The 22,446-nt window shown below is 65.1% G+C and carries 20 protein-coding genes; 4 read left to right on the top strand and 16 right to left on the bottom strand.

The genetic code is table 11. From position 1 onward, the window contains the following. Positions 1-129: 129 nt before the first annotated feature. From urtD to NY023_RS24490, 16 genes are all read right to left on the bottom strand, one after another. Positions 130-987 carry an urea ABC transporter ATP-binding protein UrtD gene (gene urtD / locus NY023_RS24565; RefSeq protein ID WP_044047163.1) on the bottom strand — a complete coding sequence of 286 codons (858 nt, stop codon included), beginning with the start codon at positions 985-987 and terminating at the stop codon, positions 130-132. Next, positions 984-2,063, bottom strand: coding sequence for an urea ABC transporter permease subunit UrtC (gene urtC, locus NY023_RS24560; protein ID WP_013974392.1), 1,080 nt, complete (start codon positions 2,061-2,063; stop codon positions 984-986). The genes urtD and urtC overlap by 4 nt, the downstream gene beginning before the upstream one ends. After that, positions 2,063-3,550 carry an urea ABC transporter permease subunit UrtB gene (urtB, locus tag NY023_RS24555; protein WP_024087803.1) on the bottom strand — a complete coding sequence of 496 codons (1,488 nt, stop codon included), beginning with the start codon at positions 3,548-3,550 and terminating at the stop codon, positions 2,063-2,065. Before urtB ends, urtC begins: the two co-directional genes overlap by 1 nt. A gap of 140 nt (positions 3,551-3,690) precedes the next feature. Continuing rightward, positions 3,691-4,956, bottom strand: a complete 1,266-nt coding sequence (urtA, locus tag NY023_RS24550) for an urea ABC transporter substrate-binding protein (RefSeq protein ID WP_013974390.1) — start codon at positions 4,954-4,956, stop codon at positions 3,691-3,693. Positions 4,957-5,142: 186 nt separating this feature from the next. Beyond that, complete coding sequence (gene cycA / locus NY023_RS24545) at positions 5,143-6,549, bottom strand: D-serine/D-alanine/glycine transporter (RefSeq protein WP_013974389.1); 1,407 nt, start codon at positions 6,547-6,549, stop codon at positions 5,143-5,145. 225 nt (positions 6,550-6,774) lie between these two features. Beyond that, positions 6,775-8,142, bottom strand: coding sequence for a PepSY-associated TM helix domain-containing protein (locus tag NY023_RS24540; protein ID WP_013974388.1), 1,368 nt, complete (start codon positions 8,140-8,142; stop codon positions 6,775-6,777). A gap of 58 nt (positions 8,143-8,200) precedes the next feature. Next, the gene (locus NY023_RS24535) at positions 8,201-10,252 is read right to left on the bottom strand and encodes a TonB-dependent copper receptor (RefSeq protein ID WP_013974387.1); all 2,052 of its coding nucleotides are present in this window, start codon (positions 10,250-10,252) and stop codon (positions 8,201-8,203) included. 68 nt (positions 10,253-10,320) lie between these two features. Next, the gene (locus tag NY023_RS24530) at positions 10,321-10,752 is read right to left on the bottom strand and encodes a DUF2946 domain-containing protein (RefSeq protein ID WP_013974386.1); all 432 of its coding nucleotides are present in this window, start codon (positions 10,750-10,752) and stop codon (positions 10,321-10,323) included. Between the two features lie 23 nt (positions 10,753-10,775). Further along, positions 10,776-11,261 (bottom strand): copper chaperone PCu(A)C, encoded by a 486-nt coding sequence (locus NY023_RS24525; RefSeq protein ID WP_003257539.1) that lies wholly within the window; start codon positions 11,259-11,261, stop codon positions 10,776-10,778. 47 nt (positions 11,262-11,308) lie between these two features. Continuing rightward, entirely contained in the window at positions 11,309-11,698 is a 390-nt protein-coding gene (locus tag NY023_RS24520) for a DUF2946 domain-containing protein (RefSeq protein WP_024087799.1), read from the bottom strand. 298 nt (positions 11,699-11,996) lie between these two features. Next, on the bottom strand, positions 11,997-12,947 hold the full coding sequence (locus NY023_RS24515) for an IS110 family transposase (protein WP_013970357.1): 951 nt from the start codon (positions 12,945-12,947) through the stop codon (positions 11,997-11,999). 246 nt (positions 12,948-13,193) lie between these two features. Then, positions 13,194-14,048 carry an SPFH domain-containing protein gene (locus NY023_RS24510; RefSeq protein WP_013974384.1) on the bottom strand — a complete coding sequence of 285 codons (855 nt, stop codon included), beginning with the start codon at positions 14,046-14,048 and terminating at the stop codon, positions 13,194-13,196. A gap of 26 nt (positions 14,049-14,074) precedes the next feature. Then, the gene (locus NY023_RS24505) at positions 14,075-14,512 is read right to left on the bottom strand and encodes an NfeD family protein (protein ID WP_003257542.1); all 438 of its coding nucleotides are present in this window, start codon (positions 14,510-14,512) and stop codon (positions 14,075-14,077) included. A gap of 253 nt (positions 14,513-14,765) precedes the next feature. Continuing rightward, complete coding sequence (locus tag NY023_RS24500; RefSeq protein ID WP_013974383.1) at positions 14,766-15,491, bottom strand: cobalt-precorrin-6A reductase; 726 nt, start codon at positions 15,489-15,491, stop codon at positions 14,766-14,768. After that, the gene (locus NY023_RS24495; RefSeq protein WP_013974382.1) at positions 15,488-16,582 is read right to left on the bottom strand and encodes a cobalt-precorrin-5B (C(1))-methyltransferase; all 1,095 of its coding nucleotides are present in this window, start codon (positions 16,580-16,582) and stop codon (positions 15,488-15,490) included. The genes NY023_RS24500 and NY023_RS24495 overlap by 4 nt, the downstream gene beginning before the upstream one ends. Then, positions 16,575-17,786 carry a bifunctional cobalt-precorrin-7 (C(5))-methyltransferase/cobalt-precorrin-6B (C(15))-methyltransferase gene (locus NY023_RS24490; RefSeq protein WP_013974381.1) on the bottom strand — a complete coding sequence of 404 codons (1,212 nt, stop codon included), beginning with the start codon at positions 17,784-17,786 and terminating at the stop codon, positions 16,575-16,577. Before NY023_RS24490 ends, NY023_RS24495 begins: the two co-directional genes overlap by 8 nt. Before the next feature lie 244 nt (positions 17,787-18,030). Between NY023_RS24490 and cobG the strand changes: the two genes are divergently transcribed. From cobG to cobJ, 4 genes are read left to right on the top strand one after another with little or no spacing between them, the layout of a single operon-like run. Then, positions 18,031-19,362 carry a precorrin-3B synthase gene (gene cobG / locus NY023_RS24485; protein WP_024087797.1) on the top strand — a complete coding sequence of 444 codons (1,332 nt, stop codon included), beginning with the start codon at positions 18,031-18,033 and terminating at the stop codon, positions 19,360-19,362. Beyond that, the gene (locus NY023_RS24480; RefSeq protein ID WP_013974379.1) at positions 19,355-19,981 is read left to right on the top strand and encodes a precorrin-8X methylmutase; all 627 of its coding nucleotides are present in this window, start codon (positions 19,355-19,357) and stop codon (positions 19,979-19,981) included. The genes cobG and NY023_RS24480 overlap by 8 nt, the downstream gene beginning before the upstream one ends. Then, positions 19,978-20,712, top strand: a complete 735-nt coding sequence (locus tag NY023_RS24475; protein ID WP_013974378.1) for a precorrin-2 C(20)-methyltransferase — start codon at positions 19,978-19,980, stop codon at positions 20,710-20,712. Before NY023_RS24480 ends, NY023_RS24475 begins: the two co-directional genes overlap by 4 nt. Further along, on the top strand, positions 20,700-22,397 hold the full coding sequence (cobJ, locus tag NY023_RS24470) for a precorrin-3B C(17)-methyltransferase (protein ID WP_013974377.1): 1,698 nt from the start codon (positions 20,700-20,702) through the stop codon (positions 22,395-22,397). Before NY023_RS24475 ends, cobJ begins: the two co-directional genes overlap by 13 nt. The last annotated feature ends 49 nt before the right edge of the window (positions 22,398-22,446 follow it).

Below are 22,446 nucleotides of genomic sequence, written 5' to 3'. Positions count from 1 at the left end.
TCCTGAAATTGTTGCTGTGCCTGTGCCGGCCCTTTCGCGGGTAAACCCGCTCCCACAAGGACCGCGCAGCTCTTCAGGCCTGTGTGGGAGCGGGTTTACCCGCGAAGAGGCCGGCACAGGTTTCAATGTCTAGCGGCCCAGATACACCTCGACCACCCGCTCATCCGCCTGCACCTGCTCCAGCGACCCTTCCGCCAGCACGCTGCCCTGGTGCAGCACGGTCACATGGTCGGCAATGCTGCCGACAAACCCCATGTCGTGCTCCACCACCATCAGCGAATGCTTGCCAGCCAGCCCCTTGAACAGCTCGGCGGTGAACTCGGTCTCGGCATCGGTCATGCCCGCCACCGGCTCGTCCAGCAACAGCAGTTGCGGCTCCTGCACCAGCAGCATGCCGATCTCCAGGAACTGCTTCTGGCCATGCGACAGCAAGCCCGCCTGGCGCTGGGCCAGTGGCAGCAGGCGCAAGGTGCCCAGCACCTCCTCGATGCGCTGGCGCTGTTCACCACCCAGGCGCGCTGCCAGGCTGGCCCATACCGACTTGTCGGTCTTCAACGCCAGCTCCAGGTTTTCGAACACCGTCAGCGCCTCGAACACCGTGGGCTTCTGGAACTTGCGGCCTATGCCGGCCTGGGCAATCTGGTATTCGCTCATGCGGGTCAGGTCGAGGGTGTCACCGAAATAGGCCGTACCGTTGTCGGGCCGGGTCTTGCCGGTGATCACATCCATCATCGTGGTCTTGCCGGCACCGTTGGGGCCGATGATGCAACGCAGCTCGCCCACGCCGATGTACAGGTTCAGCGCGTTCAGCGCCTTGAAGCCATCGAAGCTGACGCTGATGTCTTCCAGGCTCAGCACCGTGCCGTGGCGGGTGTCGAGGCCGGTCTTGCGGCTGTGGCCCAGGCCGATGGCGTCGCGGCTGGCGCCGAGGTTGTCGAACACCGGTTCGAGCATGAATTCCGGGTGTACCGGGGGCACGCCTCTCATGGCTGGCTCCTTTTCTTCAACAGGCCGACCACGCCCTTGGGCAGGTACAGGGTGACGAGGATGAACAACGCGCCGAGGAAGAACAGCCAGAACTCCGGGAAGGCCACGGTGAACCAGCTTTTCATGCCATTGACCAGGCCGGCGCCGAGCAGCGGGCCGATCAAGGTGCCGCGCCCGCCCAGGGCCACCCACACGGCGGCTTCGATGGAGTTGGTCGGCGACATCTCGCTGGGGTTGATGATGCCCACCTGCGGTACGTACAGCGCACCGGCCAGGCCGCAAAGTACGGCGCTGAGCACCCACACCAGTAACTTGAAGCCGCGTGGGTCGTAGCCACAGAACATCAGGCGGTTCTCGGCGTCGCGCACGGCGGTGAGCAGGCGGCCGAACTTGCTGCGGGTCAGGCACCTGCACAGGTACAGGCTGGCCAGCAGCAGGCCGACGGTGAGCAGGAACAGCATTGCGCGGGTGCCTTGGGCGGCGATGTCGAAGCCAAGGATGGTGCGGAAGCTGGTAAAGCCGTTGTTGCCGCCAAAGCCGGTTTCGTTGCGGAAGAACAGCAACATGCCGGCGAAGGTCAGCGCCTGGGTCATGATCGAGAAGTACACGCCCTTGATCCGCGAGCGGAAGGCGAACCAGCCGAACACCAGCGCCAGCAGCCCGGGCGCCAGCACCACCAGGCACAAGGCCCAGGCGAAATGCTGGGTGCCAGCCCAGTACCACGGCAGCTCGCTCCACGACAGGAAGGTCATGAACCCTGGCAGGCCGTCACCGGCGGCCTGGCGCATCAGGTACATGCCCATGGCGTAGCCACCGAGGGCGAAGAACAGCCCGTGGCCCAGCGACAGCAGCCCGGCGTAGCCCCAGACCAGGTCCAGGGCCAGCGCGACGATGGCGTAGCAGAGGATCTTGCCGACCAGGGTCAGGGTGTAGGCCGACACTTGCAGGGCATGGTCCGCCGGCAGCAGCGACAGCAGCGGCAGGGCCACCAGCAACAGGACGACGACGGCGCCGATGGCCAGGGTCAGGCGTGGCCCGGCCTTTTGCGTAGCGGTAACAAGCAGTGGCTGGTTCATCAGTCGATTACCCGTCCCTTGAGGGCGAACAGGCCTTGCGGGCGCTTCTGGATGAACAGAATGATCAACGCAAGGATGAGGATCTTGCCGAGCACGGCGCCGATCTGCGGCTCCAGCAGCTTGTTGGCGATGCCAAGGCCGAAGGCTGCCCACAGGCTGCCGGCCAATTGGCCGACGCCGCCGAGCACCACCACCAGGAACGAGTCGATGATGTAGCTCTGGCCCAGGTCCGGGCCGACGTTGCCGACCTGGCTCAGGGCCACGCCACCAAGTCCGGCGATGCCCGAGCCGAGGCCGAAGGCGAGCATGTCGACGCGCCCGGTGGATACGCCGCAGCAGGCGGCCATGTTGCGGTTCTGGGTGACCGCGCGCACGTTCAAGCCCAGCCGCGTGCGGTTGAGCAGCAGCCAGGTGAGCAGTACCACGGCCAGGGCGAAGCCGATGATCACCAAGCGGTTGTATGGCAGTACCAGGTTGGGCAGCAGCTGGATGCCCCCCGACAGCCAGGCCGGGTTGCTGACTTCCACGTTCTGCGCGCCGAACAGCAGGCGGATGGCCTGGATCAGGATCAGGCTGATGCCCCAGGTCGCCAGCAGGGTTTCCAGTGGGCGGCCATACAGGTGGCGGATTACCGTGCGCTCCAATGCCATGCCGACGCCGGCACTGATGGCGAACGCCACTGGCAGAGCGATCAGCGGGTAGAACTCGATGGCGCCGGGGGCGTAGCGCTGCAGCAGTACCTGGACCATGTAGGTGCTATAGGCGCCGAGCATCAGCATTTCGCCGTGGGCCATGTTGATCACCCCGAGCAGGCCGAAGGTGATGGCCAGGCCAAGGGCTGCCAGCAGCAGGATCGAGCCCAGCGACAGGCCGCTGAAGGCCTGGCCGAGCAGTTCGCCGGCCAGCAGCTTGCGCTGCACCTGGGCCAGGCTGGTTTCGGCGGCGGTGCGCACGCCTGGGTCGGTTTCCGCGTTGGGTTGCAGCAAGGCTTCGAGGCGGGTGCGGGCCAGCGGGTCACCGGTTTCGCCGAGCAGGCGAACGGCGGCCAGGCGTACTGCCGGCTCGCTGGCACCTAGTTGCAGGTTGGCCAGGGCAAGGCCGAGGGCGGCGTGCACGGCGGCATCCGGTTCGCTGGCGAAGCGCCGGTCGAGGAAGGCCATTTGCGCCGGTTGCGCGCTTTTCTGTAGTTGTTGGGCAGCGGCCAGGCGGATGTCGCTGTTGTCGCTGAGCAACTGGTGGCTAGCCAAGGCATTGTCGATCAGGCCGCGCAGGCGGTTGTTCAGGCGTACCTTGCGCGTGTCGTCGGCGGCGATGCGGCCCTGGCGCAGGTTGTCCAGCAGCGCCAGGCGCGCGGTATCGGGTTGTGCGGCCCAGCCTTCGAGCAGGCGGGCTTGCTCGGCGGGCTTGGCAGCGAGGAAGAATTCGCCCTCGCTGGCCTGGGTTGCCAAGGGCATCAGCAGGAGAAGAGTTAGCAGGAGTCTAAGCATGCGAGCAATCCTGGAATACAGCGGTGGATTCTTCGCGGGTAAACCCGCTCCCACAGGGACCGCACAGGTTTCGAACCTTGCACCGAACCTGTGGGAGCGGGTTCACCCGCGAATGGGCCGCAAGGCGGCCCTAACGGCTCTCAGTTACCTTTCACGGCGTAATCGGGGCGCTTGTCGTTGCCGGGAATAAACGGGCTCCATGGCTGCGCCCGCAGCGGTTGCTCGGTCTCCCACACCACGCTGAACTGCCCGTCATCCTGGATCTCGCCGATCATCACCGGCTTGTGCAGGTGGTGGTTGGTCTTGTCCATGGTCAGGGTGAAGCCGGACGGCGCCTCGAAACTTTGCCCGGCCAGCGCCTCGCGTACTTTGTCGACATCGGTGGACTTGGCTTTTTCCACCGCCTGCGCCCACATGTGGATGCCCACGTAGGTGGCCTCCATCGGGTCGTTGGTCACCGCCTTGTCGGCGCCTGGTAGGCCCTTGGCCTTGGCATAGGCCTTCCAGTCGGCGACGAACTTCTGGTTGACCGGGTTATCCACAGACTCGAAGTAGTTCCACGCCGCCAGATGGCCCACCAGCGGCTTGGTGTCGATGCCGCGCAGTTCTTCCTCGCCCACCGAGAAGGCCACCACTGGCACATCGGTGGCCTTCAGGCCCTGGTTGGCCAGCTCCTTGTAGAACGGCACATTGGAATCGCCGTTGACGGTGGAAATGACGGCTGTCTTGCCGCCAGCAGAGAACTTCTTGATGTTGGCGACGATGGTCTGGTAATCGCTGTGGCCGAACGGCGTGTACACCTCTTCGATGTCCTTGTCGGCCACACCCTTGCTGTGCAGGAAGGCGCGCAAGATCTTGTTGGTGGTGCGCGGGTAGACGTAGTCGGTGCCCAGCAGGAAGAAGCGCTTGGCGCTGCCGCCGTCCTCGCTCATCAGGTACTCCACGGCCGGGATCGCCTGCTGGTTGGGCGCGGCGCCGGTGTAGAACACGTTCGGCGACATCTCTTCACCCTCGTACTGCACCGGGTAGAACAGAAGGCCGTTCAGTTCCTCGAACACTGGCAGCACCGATTTGCGCGACACCGAGGTCCAGCAGCCGAACACCACTGCCACCTTGTCCTGGGTCAGCAGCTGTCGGCTCTTTTCGGCGAACAGCGGCCAGTTGGAGGCCGGGTCGACCACCACCGGCTCGAGCAGCTTGCCGTTCACGCCGCCCTTGGCGTTGATCTGCTCGATGGTCATCAGCGCCATGTCCTTGAGCGAAGTCTCGGAAATGGCCATGGTCCCCGACAGCGAATGCAGGATGCCGACCTTGATGGTTTCGGCGGCCTGGATACTCCAACTCAGGCCCATTGCGGCAATCGATGCGCTAAGGGTGAAGGCCTTGATCAGACTGCGTCGCTTCATGTGCTCTCTCCGCTGAGTTTTTATGTGTTGGGCAAGCGGGGAGGGGTGTTGCAAGGGGTGTGCCTAACGGCGGAAGGTGCGCTATAGAGGGGTTGTGCGAGGTGTTGGGGCGTTGGTTGGATCCAGGTTGGTGCCTGATGGATTTGTGTGCACAGGATTGGGGCTGCAGAGCAGCCCCCAGGGTCATCAGCCGTTACGCACTGCCGTGCGCGGATGGCGCTTGCTACGCACCCCCTGATAGGTCACCGCCAGCAGCACGAACCAGATCGGCGTCACCAGCAACGCCGCGCGGGTATCGTCCTCCAGGCTCAGCAACACCAGGATGAAAGCAAAGAACACCAGGCACACGTAGCACATGAAGCGCCCGCCCGGCATCTTGTACTTCGAGGCCTGGTGCAACGCCGCGCGGTGTTTGCGGTAGTTCAGGTACGACAGCAGGATCAGTGTCCAGACGAACATGAACAGCACCGCCGAAACGGTGGTGACCAGGGTGAATGCCTCGACCACGTTCGGCACCAGGTAGATCAGCACTGCGCCCAGCAGCAGGCAGGTGCAGGAGAAGTACAAGCCGTTGGCAGGTACCGAGCGGCTCGACAGTTTCTCGAATGCCTTGGGTGCGTCACCCTCCTGGCTCAGGCCGTAGAGCATGCGGCTGGTGGAGAAAACGCCGCTGTTGGCAGAGGAGGCCGCCGAGGTCAGCACCACGAAGTTGATGATGCTCGCCGCCGCCGGCAGGCCGGCCAGCACGAACAACTCCACGAACGGGCTCTTGCCCGGCACTACGTCGCGCCATGGGGTCACGGCCATGATCGCGATCAGCGCCAGCACATAGAACACGATGATGCGTACCGGGATCGAGTTGATCGCCCGCGGCAGGGTGCGCTCCGGGTTCTTCGCTTCGGCGGCGGTTGTACCCACCAACTCGATGCCGACGAAAGCGAACACGGCGATCTGGAAGCCAGCGAAGAAGCCCATCAGGCCATTGGGGAACATGCCGCCGTCATTCCACAGGTTGGCCAGTTGCGCGGTGCGCCCGCTGGGCGAGGTGAAGCCGGTGATGACCATGTACAGGCCGGTGGCGACCAGGCCGATGATGGCGACGATCTTGATCAGGGCGAACCAGAACTCCATTTCACCGAACATCTTCACCGTCACCAGGTTCAGCGACAGCAGCAGCCCTACGCAGGTCAGCGCCGGTATCCACTGCGGCAGTTCGGGGAACCAGAACTGCGTATAGGCCGCGATCGCGACCACGTCGGCGATGCCGGTGACCACCCAGCAGAACCAGTAGGTCCAGCCGGTGAAGTAGCCTGCCCAGGGGCCGAGCAGGTCGGCGGAAAAATCGATGAACGACTTGTAGTTGAGGTTCGACAGCAGCAGTTCGCCCATGGCGCGCATGACGAAGAACAGCATGAAGCCGATGATCATGTAGACGAAGATGATCGACGGCCCGGCCAGGCTGATGGTCTTGCCCGAGCCCATGAACAGGCCGGTACCGATTGCGCCGCCAATGGCGATCAGCTGGATGTGGCGGTTGGTCAGGTTGCGCTGCAGATGCTGTTCATCTGGCGCTGTGGGTGAGGTTTGCGTCATAGGCTGCATTCCGTTGGACGGTCGGTCGTCTTGTCAGAGGTAGCCGGCTAGGCTAACACGCGCGTTCCAGTTCGGGGCGCGACAGATCGACTCGACTTTTGGGTAGCAGTGTTGTGCCTGTGCCGGCCTCTTCGCGGGCTTGCCTGCTCCCACAGGGACCGCGCTGGCGCAGAAACTGTAGGAGCGGGTTTACCCGCGAAAGGGCCGGCACAGACGAAGCAAGGCTCAAGCGCTGACCAGCACTCGGCCGCGCCTCACCACCAAGCTATCCACCAGCCACATCACCACCATCGACACCCCCACCAGCGGGAACATCAACCCCAGCACCAGCATCACCCCCACCGCTACCTTCCAGCGCGGCAAGTCATGGCGCAGCGGCGGCACACCCAGCCCGCCGGCCGGCCTGCGCTTCCACCACATCACCAGCCCGCTCACCGAGCCCAGCAAGATCATCAGGCACACCAGCAGGATGATGATCTGGTTGAACGCCCCGAACATCTTGCCTTCATGCAGCATCACACCAAGCTCGGTGGCACGGGCGACCGGGCTGTAGTCCTGCCAGCGCACATCGGCCAGCACCTTGCCGGTGTACTGGTCGACATGCAGGGTGGCGTCGTTGCGCGGGTCGTCGGCGAATACGGCGATGGTGAACACGCCATCGGCCGTAGTCGGCGCGGTAATGCTGTAACCCGGCTCGACCTGGCGCGCGGTAGCGATGTCTTCGACCTGCTGCAGGCTTATCTGTGGCGCTGCCGGCGCGCTCGACGTCATGTGATGCCCGGCATGTTCGGCGTGTGCACCGGACTGTGGCATCGGCGTGTTTTCCATCGCCCAGGGCACGGTCTGGCGGTGCGCGCTGTTGAGTTCACCCGCCTGCTGGTCCGACTTGGGTACGTCGTTCCACATGGCCGCCGGAAAGCGGTTCCACAAGTCGGCGTACTGCTTGCCCCACAGGCCGGTCCAGGTCATGCCGCTGAGCAGCATCAGCAGCAACAAGGCCGAGCCCCAGAAGCCGGTTACCGCATGCAGGTCGCGCCAGAACATTCGGCCGCGTGCCGAGAGCCGTGGCCACAGCACGCCAGCGCCATTGCGCCCGCGTGGCCACCACAAGTACAGGCCCGACACCACCAGCACGATGCCCCAGCCCGCGGCCAGTTCTACCAGACGGTCACCGACCGTGCCGACCATCAGTTCGCCATGCAGGGCGCGGGCGATGGCCTGCAGGTTCTGCTTGCCATCCTGTTCGCCGAGGACTTTGCCGCTGTAGGGGTCGACGAAAACGTTCAGTTCGCGCCCGGCGTCATGCACCACGAATTGTGCGCTGCGTTCGGCGTCCAGCGGCGGCAGGTACTGGCCAACGTGGCCTTCGGGGTAGGCCTTGCGCACTTCGGCCAGCATCGTGTCCGCGCCCTGTCGGTGGTGGCCGGCTTCGACCACCATCAGCTCGCGGTACAGCAGCGGGTCGAGCTGCGGCTTGAACAGGTAGATGATCCCGGTAATTGCCAGCAGGATCATGAACGGGGCCACGAACAGCCCCGCATAGAAGTGCCAACGCCAGGCCAGGTTGTAGAAGTTGATGCGTGTTCCTCTCATGGGAACCTCCTGTTTGACCAGCAGATGGGCGCGACCTGCGCCGCGCCCGTTGTTGTTGTCAGAAGCTGAAGTCGACCTTGGTCCAGAAGGTCCTGCCTGGCTCGTTGACCGGCTGTGGATCGCTAGCCGGGTAGCCGAACCCGGCGTTCCCGGCCAGGTTCAAGTGCTCGGCGTAGGTCTTGTCGAACAGGTTGTCGACCCCCGCGCTGAGCTTGAGGTGGTTGCTCACCTTGTAGGCACCATTGAGCGAGAACACGCCGAAGCCGGCGCTGTTGTCGTAGTCCTTGCCGACCACGTTGCCCTGGTTCTCGGCGATGCGGTTCTGCGCCGCCACCAACCGCCACAGTGCGCCGACGCTCCACACATCGCGGCTGTAGGTCAGGCCCAGGCGGCTTTCCAGAGGCGGCATTTGCGGCAGTGCTGTGCCGTCACTGCTGTTCTTGCCCCAGGCGTAGGCCAGCGTGGCGTCGGCCTTCCAGTTTTCCGTCAGCTGGTAGGCCGCGCCCAGTTCGCCGCCCATGATGCGGGCGTCGATGTTGCGAGCCTGGGAGCTCATTGCCTGGTAGTCGAACAGGATGTAGTCGCGGATCTGCCCGATGTAGCCAGACGCCCAGGCTTCCATGCGCTCGTCGCGGTACTGGACACCGAAGTCGAGTTGGGTGGTCTTCTCTGGTTTGATACCGTCGAAAGCATTGGCCGCACCGGGTGGTGCCAGCTTGGGCGAGAACAGCTCCCAGTAGTCGGGGAAACGCTGGGCATGACCAAGGCCGATGTACGTGGTGGCCGGGATGGCTGCCAGGTCGTGCTCGTAGCGGACGAAACCGCTGGGCAGGGTATCGGCGCGGGTGTCGCCGTTGGTGGCGCTGGTTGCGCGGAAGTCGCGGGCGGAGGCGCGGTCCAGGCGGGCACCGGTAATCATGCGGTCCTCACCGCTGACGTACCAGGTCAGCTCGCCGAAGGCACCGTAGTTGTGGAAGTCGGCGTCCTTGGTCCAGGCCTGGCCTTTGTGCGTGTCCACACCCATGCCGCCGCGTTTGCGATGTTCGTTGGTCTGCGCGTCGATGCCGCCGATCAGTTGCACATCGGCCCAGCGCCAAGTGGCCTTGATGCGTGCGCCCATGGTGCGACGGTCGACGTTGCTGACCATCGGCATGCCCATCATGCCGCTGCCCGAAGGCGTGCGCAGGCTGTAGTTGTCCATCACGTGGTCGGCGTAGTTGTAGTAGACCTGCGCCTCGACCTTGTCGAGCACCTCGCCGAGGTTGGATTTTTCGAAACGCAGGCCCAGGCTTTCGCGCTTGAACTGCGAGCCGTCCATGCCACGCCCGGCATAGCGGGCCTCACCATCGCCCTTGCCGGCGGTGAGTTCCAGCAGGGTGTCCTGGTCGGGGGTCCAGCCGAGGGCGACATCGCCATTCCACTTGTCCCAGCGTGACGGCACGGTGTTGTCATCGCCGTCATGGTAGTCGTCCGAGCGCGACTGGTTGCCGACGAAGCGGGCGTAGGCTTGGTCGTTGCCGGCGGCGGTGTCCAGCACCTTGTCGAAGCGGCCGTTGGAGCCGGCCAGCAGGCTGGCGTTGACCCGGCTGCCGAGGGTGCCGAACTTCTCCGGCTCGCGCTCGAAGAGGATGGTGCCCGCCGAGCCGCCCGGGCCCCAGATCACGCTTTGCGGGCCTTTGATCACGGTCAGGCGGTCGTAGGTTTCCGGCGAAATGTACGACGTGGGGGCGTCCATGCGGTTGGGGCAGGCGCCCAGCATCAGGCCGCCATTGGTGAGGATGTTCAGGCGCGAGCCGAACATGCCGCGCAGTACCGGGTCGCCGTTGGTGCCGCCAGCGCGGATGGCCGAGAAGCCGGGGATAGTCTTCAGGTAGTCGGCGCCGTCGCTGGCCGGCACCGGCTGGCGCGGGTCTTTCGGGTTGGTGACCACGGTCAGCGGCGAGCTCGGGGCCACGGCGGTGATCACCGTCGGGCTCAGCTCGGGGGCGTCGTGTGTATGGCCTTCATGGCCTGGGTCGGCGGCCATGGCCACGGGCGCGAGCAGCGAGCCGCACACGGCGGCGATGGTCCCACGCAGGGACAAGGCAAAAACAGGGGTGCAGCCAGACATAATGATTCCAGTCGATCAGTCATGAGTCAGCGCGAAGCCTCCTGGCTTCGTGCGCGAAAAATGTGGGTTCAGACGTTGATCGAGGAAGGTGGGGCGCGGCTGCGCGCGCCGGGGAATACAGCCTGCCGGGCATGGCCCTTGCGCGTGGGTGCGAACAGGTGGGTGGTGGGTACGACGCTGCTGGCACTGAGCGGGCTGAGGGCCTGGGGCAGGGCCGGGCAGTTGAACAACAGGCTGCAGTAACCGCACTTTTCCCACATCACATGCAGCTGGCCATCGCCAGCCTGGCCGTGATGGGCGTCGCCGCCATGCTGATGGGCGGTGGCCATCGGCATGTCCATCGGCATGCTCATGCCGGCGTGGTGGTCCATCGGCATCGACTGGGAAATCAGCGGGCCGATGAAGATCATCCACATGGCGAACAGGCTCAGCCATCCGCCACCGGCGCGCCTGCGGTCAGGGCGGGTGGTACGGCTGATGCTGTTGCGCGGCAGGCTCATGACGAGTGCCTTTCAGCGGGTGATCAGTGCGCGTGTTCGTGGGCTTGCGGCTGGTCCGTCGGCGCCTGCTTCTGCACGGCCACATCGACGGTGATATCGCCGGCCTTTTCGAAGTGCAGGGTCAACGGGAAGCGCTTGCCGTCGCTGAGCAGGCTGCGGTCCTTGGGCTGCATCAGCATCACATGGTAGGCGCTGGGGGCGAAGGTCAGGTCCTTGCCGGCGGGCACCACCACGCTGGGTACCTGCTGCATCTTCATGGCACCGCTGGCGCTCATGGCATGCTCGTGCAGTTGTGCGTCATCGCTGATGGGGCTGTCGACACCGAGCAGGCGGTCGTCGGCCTGGCCATTGTTGTGCACCACGAAATACGCCGCGACGTTGGGGGCGTTGGGGGGCAGCTGCAGTGACCAGGGGTGGGCGATGTGCAGGTCACCCACGCTGTATTCGTGGGCATTGGCAAAGGCGCCGGGCAGCAACAGGGCGGCCATGACGAGGGCGTGCTTGAGCATGGTGAATCTCCGTTTCTGTTCAGGTTCAGGCAGACAGCGTGATGAACTCAGGCCAGCGGAGAGGCACGGGGGTTGAGCGCCGGCCAGAGTTGGCGCGGCGTGGCGTGGTAGTCGGCGGGTGGCGGCAGCAGGCCGGCCAGCAGTATCGGCGGGTTGTGCAGCTGCGGCGGGTAGCCGGGCAAGGCCAGCAGTGGCGCGGCACCGGAGCAGCACCAGCAATTCATCATGCTGGCGCTGTCGTCGCTTTGCGGGCCGAGGTCGATCTTGGCCAGGGCCTGGACGTCGACCTTGGCCTTGTTGGCCATGCTGGAACAGAAGGCCCCCCACAGCAGCTGCTCGGCCGGGCCCTTGGGCGCGGCGGAAGACAGCGGCATGGCCAGCAGGTTGAACAGCACTGCAAGGCAGGCTATCCAGGCGATGTGCCGACGTGGGGGCATGGAGAGATCCGGTCAGGAATCGTGGTGGGTATTGTAAGGCGGAGTATAGGTAAAAATGGCGGGGTGCGGTGAAGTGACGCAGGCCGGGCCCTTCGAGGGGCAGCTTTGCAGCCCGATCGCCGGCAAGCCAGCTCCCACAGGGACCGCACAGATTTCAGGGCCTGTGGTAAACCTGTGGGAGCAACTGTCTTTAGAAATTTATTTTCAAGCGTGCCATTCGGGCAGGGCTTCGCTCGATACCGCGTAGCGGTGTCGCTGGCGAAGCCCGCATTTGTAGAAAATCGATCCTCGTTCGTGATCAGGGTGCGGGTACCTGAGGCTTGAGCTCTTTCCACTCCGTTCCGTCACGCAGCATTGCGTTCAGGCGCACCAGCAACACGCGCATGCACGCCACTGCGGCAACTTTTGCGCGCTTGCCTCGGGCTATCAGGGCTTCATAGCGGGTTCTAACTTCTGGGACATGCTGGATCATTGACCAGATCGACATGTAGGCCGCCTTGCGGACTCTGTAACGCCCGCCTTCGATCTTCCTCGGGCCACTCTTCTTGCCGCTGTCTTTGTTGTACGGCGCTAACCCAGCCAAGGCTGCAATTTCGCGCCCCGTCACGCTTCCCAGCTCAGGTAGGTAGGCCATGAAGGTGCCACAACTGATGACGCCAATCCCTTTCACAGACCTTAGCCGCATGGCTGTCGTGCGATCCAGCACGTTCGAGGCACGCTCAATCGCCTTGTCCAAGGCCTTAATCTGATCATTCAGGTAAGCGACATGCTCGGTATAAACGGTAATGGCCGTAGCTGAAGTGGTTTGTTTCATCCGACGCTTGTCATCATCCCGATGCTGGACAAGATTGCCACGGAGTTTGATGAGCTCTCCCAGTTCATCCCGATCTTGATTAGGCTCTATCTGCGGCAAGTCCTCGAAGTCCCTGGCAAACCGCGCCAGCATCTGGGCGTCGATCTTGTCAGTCTTGGCAATTTTGCCCATGGCACTCGCATAGTCCCGACAGCGCCTGGGGTTGACCCTGACGACGTTCAAACCCTCCAGTCGCAAGGCTTTGAATACGGCCCGTTCATAGCCACCGGTGGCTTCCAGCAAGACCCGTTCGACCTCAAGCTCGTTCAGGCATGCGATCAGTTGCGCAAAGCCCTCAGAGTCATTCCTGACCTGGAACTGGGGAATACTTTCAGGAAGAAAGCCCACATCCAGAGTCGCTTTCGAAACGTCGAGACCAACGAAGTAGGAAATCATCGCCAAGCCCTCTTACACTCAAGAAGTGAGAGCACTCTGACTTAGCCCTAGCTTGTGACTGCGAGTTCGCCACTCATTCAACTGTTCGGGCTTAGGTCAGAGTGGGAGGTGGATGGCGACTAGGCTCCCACTCGTGCTTTAGAGCACACCTGGCTTTCAGTCTGCCATCCACTGCTCTCACCCTTTCGAGTTTAAGAGACCTTGAAGACACAAGCTGGCTTGCCGGCGATGAAGATCAAGGTACCCTCAAGCCTTGTTGCGGCCCATCAACCCTCGCACGGTCTCCTGCAGGTCCGCCGGCAGCACCACCACCTTGGCATTGCTGCTGCCCGCCAGGTTCTCCATGGCCCCCACATAGCGCTCGCCCAGCAGGTACATCGCCGGTACGGTCTCGTTGCCGACCGCGTCCTTGACCAGCGAAATCGCCCGCGCCGAGGCCTCGGCCAGGCTGATCTGCGCTTCGGCATCCAGCCTGGCAGCCTGCAAGCGTGCTTCTGCTTCCAGGATCGCCGCCTGCTTGGCTCCTTCGGCACGGGTTACGTCGGCCTTGCGTTCACGCTCGGCTGCCGCCTGGCGCTCCATGGCCAGTTGCATGTTTTCCGAGGGCTTGATGTCCTGGATTTCCACCGAGCGTACGGTCACACCCCAGTCTTCGGTCTGCTCGGACATCGCCTCGCGCAGGCGCGCCTTGATCTGCTCGCGGCTGGACAGCGCTTCGTCCAGGTCCATGGCCCCGACGATGGCGCGCAGCGAGGTCATGGTCAGGCTGGTGACGGCGAACGAGAAGTCCTGCACGCCATAGGAGGCCTTCTGTGGGTCGACCACCTTTGCGAAGCACAGGGCGTTGGCCACGATTACGGCGTTGTCCCGGGTGATGATTTCCTGCTGCTGCACATCGAGGATGATGTCCTTGGTGGGCAGGCGGTAGGCGACCACGTCCATGTACGGGATGACGATGTTCAGGCCGGGCTTGAGCGTGCTCTGGTAGCGGCCCAGGCGCTCGACGACCCATTCTTCGCCCTGGGGCACGATGCGCACCCCCTTGAACACGGTGATCAGGACGAACAGCGCGATGGCGACGACGACGATGAGGCTGGTCATGATGCGAAATTCCTTTTAGTGCGGATTCAGGCCCGAATGACCCGGGCGGTGTTCCCTTCGATGGCGGTCAGGCGTACCCGCTCGCCGGCCGCGATCTCGCTATCGGCGATGCAGGTCCATTCCTCGTTGCCGAGGATAGGCTTCTGGAAGCGCACACGGCCTTTTTGAAACTCCGATACACCAGCAGTCAGCAGCCCCACTTCACCGATCACGCTTTCGGCGGTCCAGCGCACGTCGGGTTGCTTGCGCCGGAACAGCTTGAACCACAGTGCCGTGGTGACTGACGACATCAGCACCCACAGCAGCACCTGCATGTCCAGTTGCAGGCTGGGGGCGGCCAGCGAAATGAGCGATACCAGCACGGCGCCGATGCCGAACCAGAGGATGAAGAACGTCGGCAGGACCAGTTCGAGCAGGATCAGCGCGATGCCGAAGACCAGCCAGATCCACCATTGCATTTCCATATGGGTAGCGCCTTCCGGGGGGGAGTGCCGAGTTTAAGGTAGCAGTGCGGCACATGGCCACTTCATGGTTTGCAAGAAAAGTCCGAAATGGCTGTAGGAGCAACTGTCTTGTGCAAATACATGAAAGTTGCCGCGTCCCCTGTGGGAGCGGGTTCACCCGCGAACACCGGCGAAGCCGGTGCCATGCACCGCGTTGATTTCTTCGCGGGTAAACCCGCTCCCACAGGGATCTGCGGTGCGCTTACGGAATTTGTTATCCGCGCAGGTCGAGCGCCGCAGCCAGGTCGGCTGGCGAATCGAATGCCCGGTTCACATCCGGCAAAGCCGGTCGCTTCAGGATCAGCACAGGTATCCCCAGCTCCCGCGCCACCTCCAGCTTCGGTTCGGTCGCTACGCTGCCACTGTTCTTGCTGATCAGCACATCGATCTTGCGGCGCTGGAACAACGCCCGCTCCTCCTCGATATGGAACGGCCCGCGCGCGCCAATCACTTCGCAGCGATCGTTGCCAGGGCACGTTTCCAACGCACGCAAGGTCCAGAACTGCTCCAGCGGTATCTCGTCCAGATGTTGCAGCGGCTCACGCCCCAGCGTGAACAATGGCCTGCGAAACGGCTTGAGTGCCTCGATCAACCCCGCCCAGTCCTCGACCTCGCGCCAGTCGTCCCCCGCTTGTGTCTGCCAGGCCGGGCGGCGCAAGGCCCAGCACGGAATACCGGCCAAGCGTGCGGCGTTGGCCGCGTTGCGGCTGATCTGCGCGGCATAGGGATGGGTAGCATCGATCAGCAACGTGATGCCTGCATCGTGCAGGTAGTTCGCCAGCCCTTCGGCACCGCCAAAGCCGCCGACCCGAACCTGGCATTGCAGGTCCTGCGGCACCCGGCCGATGCCCGCCAGGCTGTAGACATGCTGCGGGCCCAGGCGGCGAGCGATGGCCAGGGCTTCGGTGACGCCGCCCAGCAGCAGGATGCGCCCGTTCATTGCACACCCGCCCGGCCGACGATGCCACCCTGGCGATCGATGGCGAACACCTCCACCTGCACCTGCGCCGGCACCACGCTGCGGGCGAAGGCCAGGGCGTGGGCGCACACCGCGTCACCCAAGGGAATGCCGGCTGCATGGGCCAGTGCCAGGGCCTGTTGGCTGGTGTTGGCAGTAATGATCGATGCCTGCAGCGCAGCGTCGGCGCCGATGTCCGCCGCCCAGCCGGCCAGTTGCGGCAGGTCGATGCTGGAATGACGGCTGTGCAGGTCCATGTGCCCGGCAGCCAGCTTGCTGATCTTGCCGAAACCGCCGCACAGGGTCAGGCGTGGCACCGGTACTTTGCGCAGGTGCTTGAGCACCGCACCGACGAAGTCGCCCATTTCGATCAGGGCTATTTCTGGCAGGCCATAGACGCGGCGCATGGTGTCTTCGCTGGCGTTGCCAGTGCATGCAGCGATATGCGTGTAGCCGTTGGTGTGGGCGACGTCGATGCCCTGGTGGATCGAGGCAATGTAGGCCGCGCAGGAAAACGGCCGCACGATGCCGCTGGTGCCGAGGATCGACAGACCGCCGAGGATGCCCAGCCGCGGGTTCATGGTCTTCAGGGCCAGTTGCTCGCCACCCTGCACATTGACCGTTACCTCGAAGCCACCGGGATAGCTGCATTCGTCCGCCAGGCGTTGCAGGTGTTCGCTGATCATGCGCCGTGGCACCGGGTTGATGGCCGGCTCACCCACCGCCAGCACCAGCCCCGGGCGGGTCACGGTGCCGACGCCGGTGCCGGCGACAAAACGGATGCCAGGTTCGGCCAGCAGGCGAACCTGGCTATAGAGCAGGGCGCCGTGGGTCACGTCCGGGTCGTCGCCGGCGTCCTTGAGCGTGCCCGCTTCGGCACCTTGGCTGGTGAGGCGGCAGAACTCCAGGCGCATCTGCACCACCTTGCCCTTGGGCAGGGTGATGCTGACGGCGTCGTTGCTCTCGCCACCGAGCAGCAAGCGTGCTGCCGCCAGGCTGGTGGCGGTGGCGCAGCTGCCGGTGGTCAGGCCGCTGCGCAGGGGGGCGGGCTGTTCGCGGGTTTCTTCACGCATTGGCGGGTTTCACCACGTCCAGCAAGGTGATCGGCAGCGCCTGGCGCCAAGTGTCGAACGCGCCCAATGGCTGGGCATGGGCGACATGGACGCGGGTCAGCTCGCCGCCGTGGCGTTCACGGAAATGCGCCAGGGCCAGTTCGCTTTGCAAGGTCACCGCATTGGCTACCAGCCGGCCGCCGGGGCGCAGGTTTGCCCAGCACAGGTCGAGCACACCTTCGCGGGTGACGCCGCCACCGATGAAGATCGCATCCGGTTGCTCCAGGCCCTCCAGCGCCGCCGGTGCCTTGCCGCGGACCAGGTGCAGACCGGGTACACCCAACGCATCGCGGTTGTGTTCGATGAAGCCCTGGCGGCCTTCGTCGGCCTCGATGGCCAAGGCGCGGCAGGCCGGGTGGGCGCGCATCCATTCGATGCCGATCGAGCCGCAGCCGGCGCCCACGTCCCACAGCAGTTCGCCGGGCTGTGGTGCCAGGCGGGCCAGGGTAATGGCGCGGACGTCGCGCTTGGTCAGCTGGCCGTCATGCCGGAAGGCGCTGTCCGGCAGCCCGGCCAGCCGGTGCAGGCGCGGCGCCTCGGGCGTGGCCAGGCACTCGATGGCTACCAGGTTGAGCGCGGCGACGTCGCTGTGCGGCCAGCCCTGGGCGGTGCCGGCCAACTCACGTTCGTCCACGCCACCCAAGTGTTCGAAGACTCGCAGGCGGCTTGGCCCGAAGCCCCGCTCGCGCAGCTGCGTGGCAATTGCTGCCGGGCTGTCGCCGTCGTTGCTCAGCACCAGCAGGCGCACACCGCTGTGCAGATGGGCATTGAGCGCTGCCAGGGGCCGAGCGACCAGCGATACCACCTGCACGTCCTGCAGTGGCCAGCCCAGGCGGGCGGCGGCCAGGGCGCAGGAGGAGGGCATCGACAGCACGCGTATTTCAGCGGCGGGCAGTTGGCGCGCCAGGCTGGCACCGACGCCGTAGAACATCGGGTCGCCGCTGGCCAGCACGCATACTGGCTCACCGCGCAGAGCCAGGACCGGGGCCAGCGAGAACGGGCTTGGCCAGCCCAGCCGTTCGCCGGCCACGCAGCGTGGCAGCAAGGCCAGCTGGCGCGGGCTGCCGAAGATCCGCGCAGCGCCCAGCAGCGCGCGCCGGGCCTGCTTGCCCAGGCCGCTGAAGCCGTCTTCGCCGATACCTACTACTGTCAGCCAGGGTGCCATGTATCTCATTCCGCCATTTTTGGGGCCGCTGCGCGCCCCTTCGCGGGCTCGCCCGCTCCCACAGGTACAGCGCAGCCGTTGAGGGCAGCGGTGATCCTGTGGGAGCGGGCATGCCCGCGAAGGAAGGCGACGCGGTCCTTAATTTCTACTCGATCGTCGATGATGCTCGACCACCGGCTTTTCATGCCGCCGGACAAAGCAGGCATAATACCGCGCCTTCTACACTCAAGCGCATTTTCACAGATTGCCGGACGCCCCTTTGACCCAGGCCCATGCCTCCCATGTATCGCCCCGTCCCTCGGCCTGCCCGGGGTTGTGGCGCATCGTCAGTGCCCGTGATGGCGGCATCTGCCGCATCAAGCTGCCGGGCGGCCTGCTGCTGGCCGACCAGGCCGACGCAGTGGCGGCGGCTGCCGAGCGTTTCGCTGGTGGCGTGATCGAGGCCACCAACCGCGGCAACCTGCAGATTCGCGGCATCGGCAGCGAGCATCGCGGCCTGGTCGAGACACTGCTCGCTGCCGGCCTGGGCCCACGTGATGCCGCCGGTGACGATGTGCGCAACCTGATGCTCAGCCCGCTGGCCGGGCATGACCCGGCGATGCTGCTGGACGCTCGGCCGCTGGCCGGGCAGATCCTCGACCTGCTGGAAGGCACTCCGCGTTTTCACCAGTTGTCGGCCAAGTTCGCCGTGCAGCTGGATGCCGGCGAAAACCTGGCCATGCTCGAACACCCCCATGACCTGTGGCTGTCGGCCCTGCGCCTGGGGCAGCAGACCTGGCTGGCGTTTGGCCTGGCGGGTTGCCCGGCAGACGGCCAGGTGCTCGGTGCGGTCCCGGCGGACCAAGGCCTGGCACTGGTGCGTGCGGTGCTGGAGCGCTTCCTCGACCTGGCCACCCCGGCACAGTCGCGCATGCGCCAGTTGCTCGAGGTGTGTTCGGCAACCGATTTCATCGACGGACTCGGCCTGGCCATCCGCCGCGACGCCGCCGTGCTCGCATGGCGGCGTGAACCGCGCAGCGTCTCGTGGCTGGGCGTCCTGCCCCAGGCGCAGAGCGTCGCCTTGGGCGTTGCCCCGCCGCAGGGGCGCCTGACCCCGGCCATGCTGCGTGGCGCTGCGCGCGTTGCCCGTGAACATGGCGATGGCAGCCTGCGCCTGAGCCCCTGGCAAAGCCTGGTGCTGACCAACCTGCAAGCGCAACACATTGACCACGCCCAGGCCGGGTTGTCCGCACTGGGCCTGCTATGCCATGACCATGAGCCACTGGCCCGCATAAGCGCCTGTACCGGCGCCAGTGGCTGTGCCAAGGCCCTGGGCGAGACCAAGGCCGACGCCGTCACCCTGGCTGCACTGCTCGGCCCTGGCGTGCCCGGCAGCGTGCACTTGTCCGGTTGCCCCCGATCCTGTGCCGTGGCCCATGTTGCCCCGGCCACCCTGCTGGCCCGTGCGCCGGGCCGTTACGACCTGTACCTGCGTGATGCGCGCTTGCCGGGCTTCGGCGCCCTGCGCGCCACCGACCTTACCTTGAATGAAGCAGGCGCCATGCTCGACCTGCCGACGGAGCACCTTGATGATTGACTACATCCGCGATGGTCAGGAGATCTATCGCAATTCCTTCCGGATCATCCGCGAGGAAGCCCGACTCGAGCGGATCCCCGCAGACCTCGAAAAGCTCGCCGTGCGCGTGATCCACGCCTGTGGCATGGTCGACGCCATCGATGGCCTGCAGTTCTCCGAAGGTGCCGGCCGGGCCGGGCGCGAGGCGTTGCTGAACGGCGCGCCGATCCTGTGTGATGCGCACATGGTCGCCGAAGGTATTACCCGCGCCCGGCTGCCCGCCGACAACAAGGTCATCTGCACCCTGCGCGACCCGAGCGTACCGGGCCTGGCGAAAGACGCCAGCAACACCCGTTCCGCCGTGGCCCTGGAACTGTGGCGACCGCACCTGGAAGGCAGTGTGGTGGTGATCGGCAACGCGCCTACCGCACTGTTCTACCTGCTGGAAATGCTCGACGCCGGCGCCCCGAAACCAGCACTGATCCTCGGTTTCCCGGTCGGCTTCGTCGGTGCCGCCGAGTCCAAGGCGATGCTCGCCGCCGACAGCCGTGGCGTGCCGTTCGTGATCATGCAGGGCCGCCTGGGCGGCAGCGCGATGGCCGCCGCCGCGGTCAACGCCCTCGCCACGGAGGTGGAATGATGGTGCCGCGTGGACGTCTGCTGGGCCTGGGCGTGGGCCCTGGCGACCCTGAACTGATTACCCTCAAGGCCTTGCGCCTGCTGCGTGAAGCGCCCGTGGTCGGCTACTTCGTGGCCAAGGGCAAGCGCGGCAACGCCTTCGGCATCATCGAGGCGCACCTGCAGCCCGAGCAGACCTTGCTGCCGCTGGTCTACCCGGTAACCACCGAAGCGCTGCCAGCGCCGCTGTCCTATGAACAGGTGATCAGCGACTTCTACGACGAGGCCAGCGTGCAGGTAGCCGAGCACCTGGATGCCGGCCGCGACGTGGCGGTGATCTGTGAAGGCGACCCGTTCTTCTATGGTTCCTACATGTACCTGCACGACCGCCTGGCGCAGCGCTACGAGGCCGAAGTGATCCCCGGCGTCTGCTCGATGCTTGGTGGCGCCTCGGTACTGGGCGCGCCGCTGGTGTATCGCAACCAGAGCCTGTCGGTGCTGTCTGGCGTGTTGCCGGCCGAAGAACTCAAGCGTCGCCTGGCCGACGCCGACGCGGCGGTGATCATGAAGCTGGGGCGCAACTTCCCCAAGGTGCGCGAAGTGCTGGCCGAACTGGGCCTGGACGGGCGTGCGCTGTATGTGGAGCGGGCGACCATGGCCAACCAGAAAATCGTGCCGCTGGACCAGGTCGACCCACAGTCGTCGCCGTACTTCTCGCTGATCATCGTGCCGGGTGAAAAATGGCAGGGCTGAACATGCACCAGGCACCGGCGATCGTCATCCTTGGCCAGGGCAGCCTGGCCACGGCGCAGCGTATCCAGCAGTGTTATCCACAAGCATCGATCCATGGCCTGGAAGGCCGGGTCGAGGGTGCCGACCTTTGCTACACCGCGTTTGGCGATACCCTGCGTGGGCTGTACCAGCAGAACACGCCGATCATCGCCCTGTGCGCCGCGGGTATCGTCATCCGCAGCCTGGCCAGCCTGCTCAGCGAGAAAGGTGTCGAGCCGCCGGTACTGGCCGTGGCCGAAGACGGCAGTGCCGTAGTGCCGTTGCTCGGTGGCCTTGGCGGTGTGAACGTGATGGCGCGCGAAATCGCTGAAGCACTGGGCGTTGCTGCGGCAATTACCACCAGCGGCGAGTTGCGTTTTGGCACCTGTCTGCTGAACCCGCCGCAAGGCTATGCTCTGGCGGATATCGAGCAAGGCAAGCGCTTTGTCTCCGACCTGCTGGCTGGCGAGGCGGTGCGCATCGAAGGTGATGCGCCGTGGCTGCAGCAGGCGCAGTTGCCTGCCAGCGAGGCGGCCCGGCGTACCATCCATGTGGGGCACCAGGCGCGCCCGGCCAGCCGCGACGAGCTGCTGATCCACCCGCGTTCGGTGGTAGTGGGTGTTGCTGGCGGCAGCCTGGCCAGTATCCGGGCGGCATTACAGCAGGCCGGCATCGCCGAGCCTGCAGTGGCCTGCCTGCTGGCTGACGAGCAAGCCATGGCCGACAGCGCCCTGCACGAGGCCGCACAGGCCCTGGGGGTTGCCTTGCGCTTTGCTGCCAGGACGCATGATCTGGCCGGGATGGTTGCTGCGGCATTGCCTGCTGCGCAGCTGATCGAGGTGGCAGACGTGGTCATCGCGGTGGCGCCTGCCCCGGTCGAGGTGGCGCAGATCGGTCGTCGTCGGGGTCGTTTGGCGGTCATCGGCCTGGGGCCGGGTGCAGCCGAGCTGATGGTGCCGGCGGTCAAGGCCGAGCTTGCGCGGGCCGAGGATGTGCTTGGTTACGAAACCTACGTGCGCATGGCCGGCCCGTTCCGTGACGACCAGGTACTGCACTGCACCGACAACCGTGAAGAGATGCAGCGTGCCCGGCATGCCTTCGAACTCGCGGCTCAGGGCCGTTCGGTGGTGGTGGTTTCGTCGGGCGACCCGGGGGTGTTCGCCATGGCGGCTGCGGTACTTGAAGCGCTGCACGAGTCCACGGTCCCGGCTTGGCACCGGGTGGATCTCGAGATCCTGCCAGGGGTGTCGGCCTCGCTCGCGACGGCCGCACAGGCGGGCGCGCCGCTGGGGCATGACTTCTGTGTGATGTCGCTGTCCGACAACCTCAAGCCGTGGTCGATCATTGAAAAGCGCCTGGACCTGGCGGCCCAGGCCGACCTGGTGCTGGCATTCTACAACCCGATTTCCAAGGCCAGGCCGCACCAGCTTGGGGTAGCGCTGGAGGTCGTGCGTCGGCACCGCGAGGGTAACACGCCTGTAGTCCTTGGCCGTGACATCGGTAGGCCGGGGCAGACGCTGAAGGTCGTTACATTGGCCGAACTGCTGCCGGAAATGGTCGACATGCGCACCATGGTGCTGGTGGGTTCATCTACAACCTGCGTGTTTCCTCGCCTCTCGGGTGGGGTGTGGGCCTACACGCCGCGTTGGTACCCGTCGGCCGACTAGTTGCACCGGAAACCCTTCAGCGCGCTGCATCCTGGGCGCGCTGGCTAAG

Origin of the sequence: Pseudomonas sp. NBB (assembly GCF_032701105.1) — a bacterium.
Taxonomy (GTDB): domain Bacteria; phylum Pseudomonadota; class Gammaproteobacteria; order Pseudomonadales; family Pseudomonadaceae; genus Aquipseudomonas; species Aquipseudomonas asiatica.
The sequence above is the reverse complement of the archived record's forward strand: the minus strand, read 5'-3'. Positions and strand labels throughout refer to the sequence as shown.

Coding starts and splice junctions, on each gene's coding strand:
- NY023_RS24490 (WP_013974381.1), bottom strand. CDS start 17,786: ATGGCACCCTGGCTGACAGTAGTAGGTATCGGCGAAGACGGCTTCAGC.
- NY023_RS24540 (WP_013974388.1), bottom strand. CDS start 8,142: ATGAGAGGAACACGCATCAACTTCTACAACCTGGCCTGGCGTTGGCAC.
- urtA (WP_013974390.1), bottom strand. CDS start 4,956: ATGAAGCGACGCAGTCTGATCAAGGCCTTCACCCTTAGCGCATCGATT.
- NY023_RS24505 (WP_003257542.1), bottom strand. CDS start 14,512: ATGGAAATGCAATGGTGGATCTGGCTGGTCTTCGGCATCGCGCTGATC.
- NY023_RS24495 (WP_013974382.1), bottom strand. CDS start 16,582: ATGCGTGAAGAAACCCGCGAACAGCCCGCCCCCCTGCGCAGCGGCCTG.
- cycA (WP_013974389.1), bottom strand. CDS start 6,549: ATGACGCAAACCTCACCCACAGCGCCAGATGAACAGCATCTGCAGCGC.
- urtC (WP_013974392.1), bottom strand. CDS start 2,063: ATGAACCAGCCACTGCTTGTTACCGCTACGCAAAAGGCCGGGCCACGC.
- urtD (WP_044047163.1), bottom strand. CDS start 987: ATGAGAGGCGTGCCCCCGGTACACCCGGAATTCATGCTCGAACCGGTG.
- NY023_RS24530 (WP_013974386.1), bottom strand. CDS start 10,752: ATGAGCCTGCCGCGCAACAGCATCAGCCGTACCACCCGCCCTGACCGC.
- NY023_RS24525 (WP_003257539.1), bottom strand. CDS start 11,261: ATGCTCAAGCACGCCCTCGTCATGGCCGCCCTGTTGCTGCCCGGCGCC.
- NY023_RS24510 (WP_013974384.1), bottom strand. CDS start 14,048: ATGACCAGCCTCATCGTCGTCGTCGCCATCGCGCTGTTCGTCCTGATC.
- NY023_RS24515 (WP_013970357.1), bottom strand. CDS start 12,947: ATGATTTCCTACTTCGTTGGTCTCGACGTTTCGAAAGCGACTCTGGAT.
- urtB (WP_024087803.1), bottom strand. CDS start 3,550: ATGCTTAGACTCCTGCTAACTCTTCTCCTGCTGATGCCCTTGGCAACC.
- NY023_RS24475 (WP_013974378.1), top strand. CDS start 19,978: ATGATGGTGCCGCGTGGACGTCTGCTGGGCCTGGGCGTGGGCCCTGGC.
- NY023_RS24520 (WP_024087799.1), bottom strand. CDS start 11,698: ATGCCCCCACGTCGGCACATCGCCTGGATAGCCTGCCTTGCAGTGCTG.
- cobJ (WP_013974377.1), top strand. CDS start 20,700: ATGGCAGGGCTGAACATGCACCAGGCACCGGCGATCGTCATCCTTGGC.
- NY023_RS24500 (WP_013974383.1), bottom strand. CDS start 15,491: ATGAACGGGCGCATCCTGCTGCTGGGCGGCGTCACCGAAGCCCTGGCC.
- NY023_RS24480 (WP_013974379.1), top strand. CDS start 19,355: ATGATTGACTACATCCGCGATGGTCAGGAGATCTATCGCAATTCCTTC.
- NY023_RS24535 (WP_013974387.1), bottom strand. CDS start 10,252: ATGTCTGGCTGCACCCCTGTTTTTGCCTTGTCCCTGCGTGGGACCATC.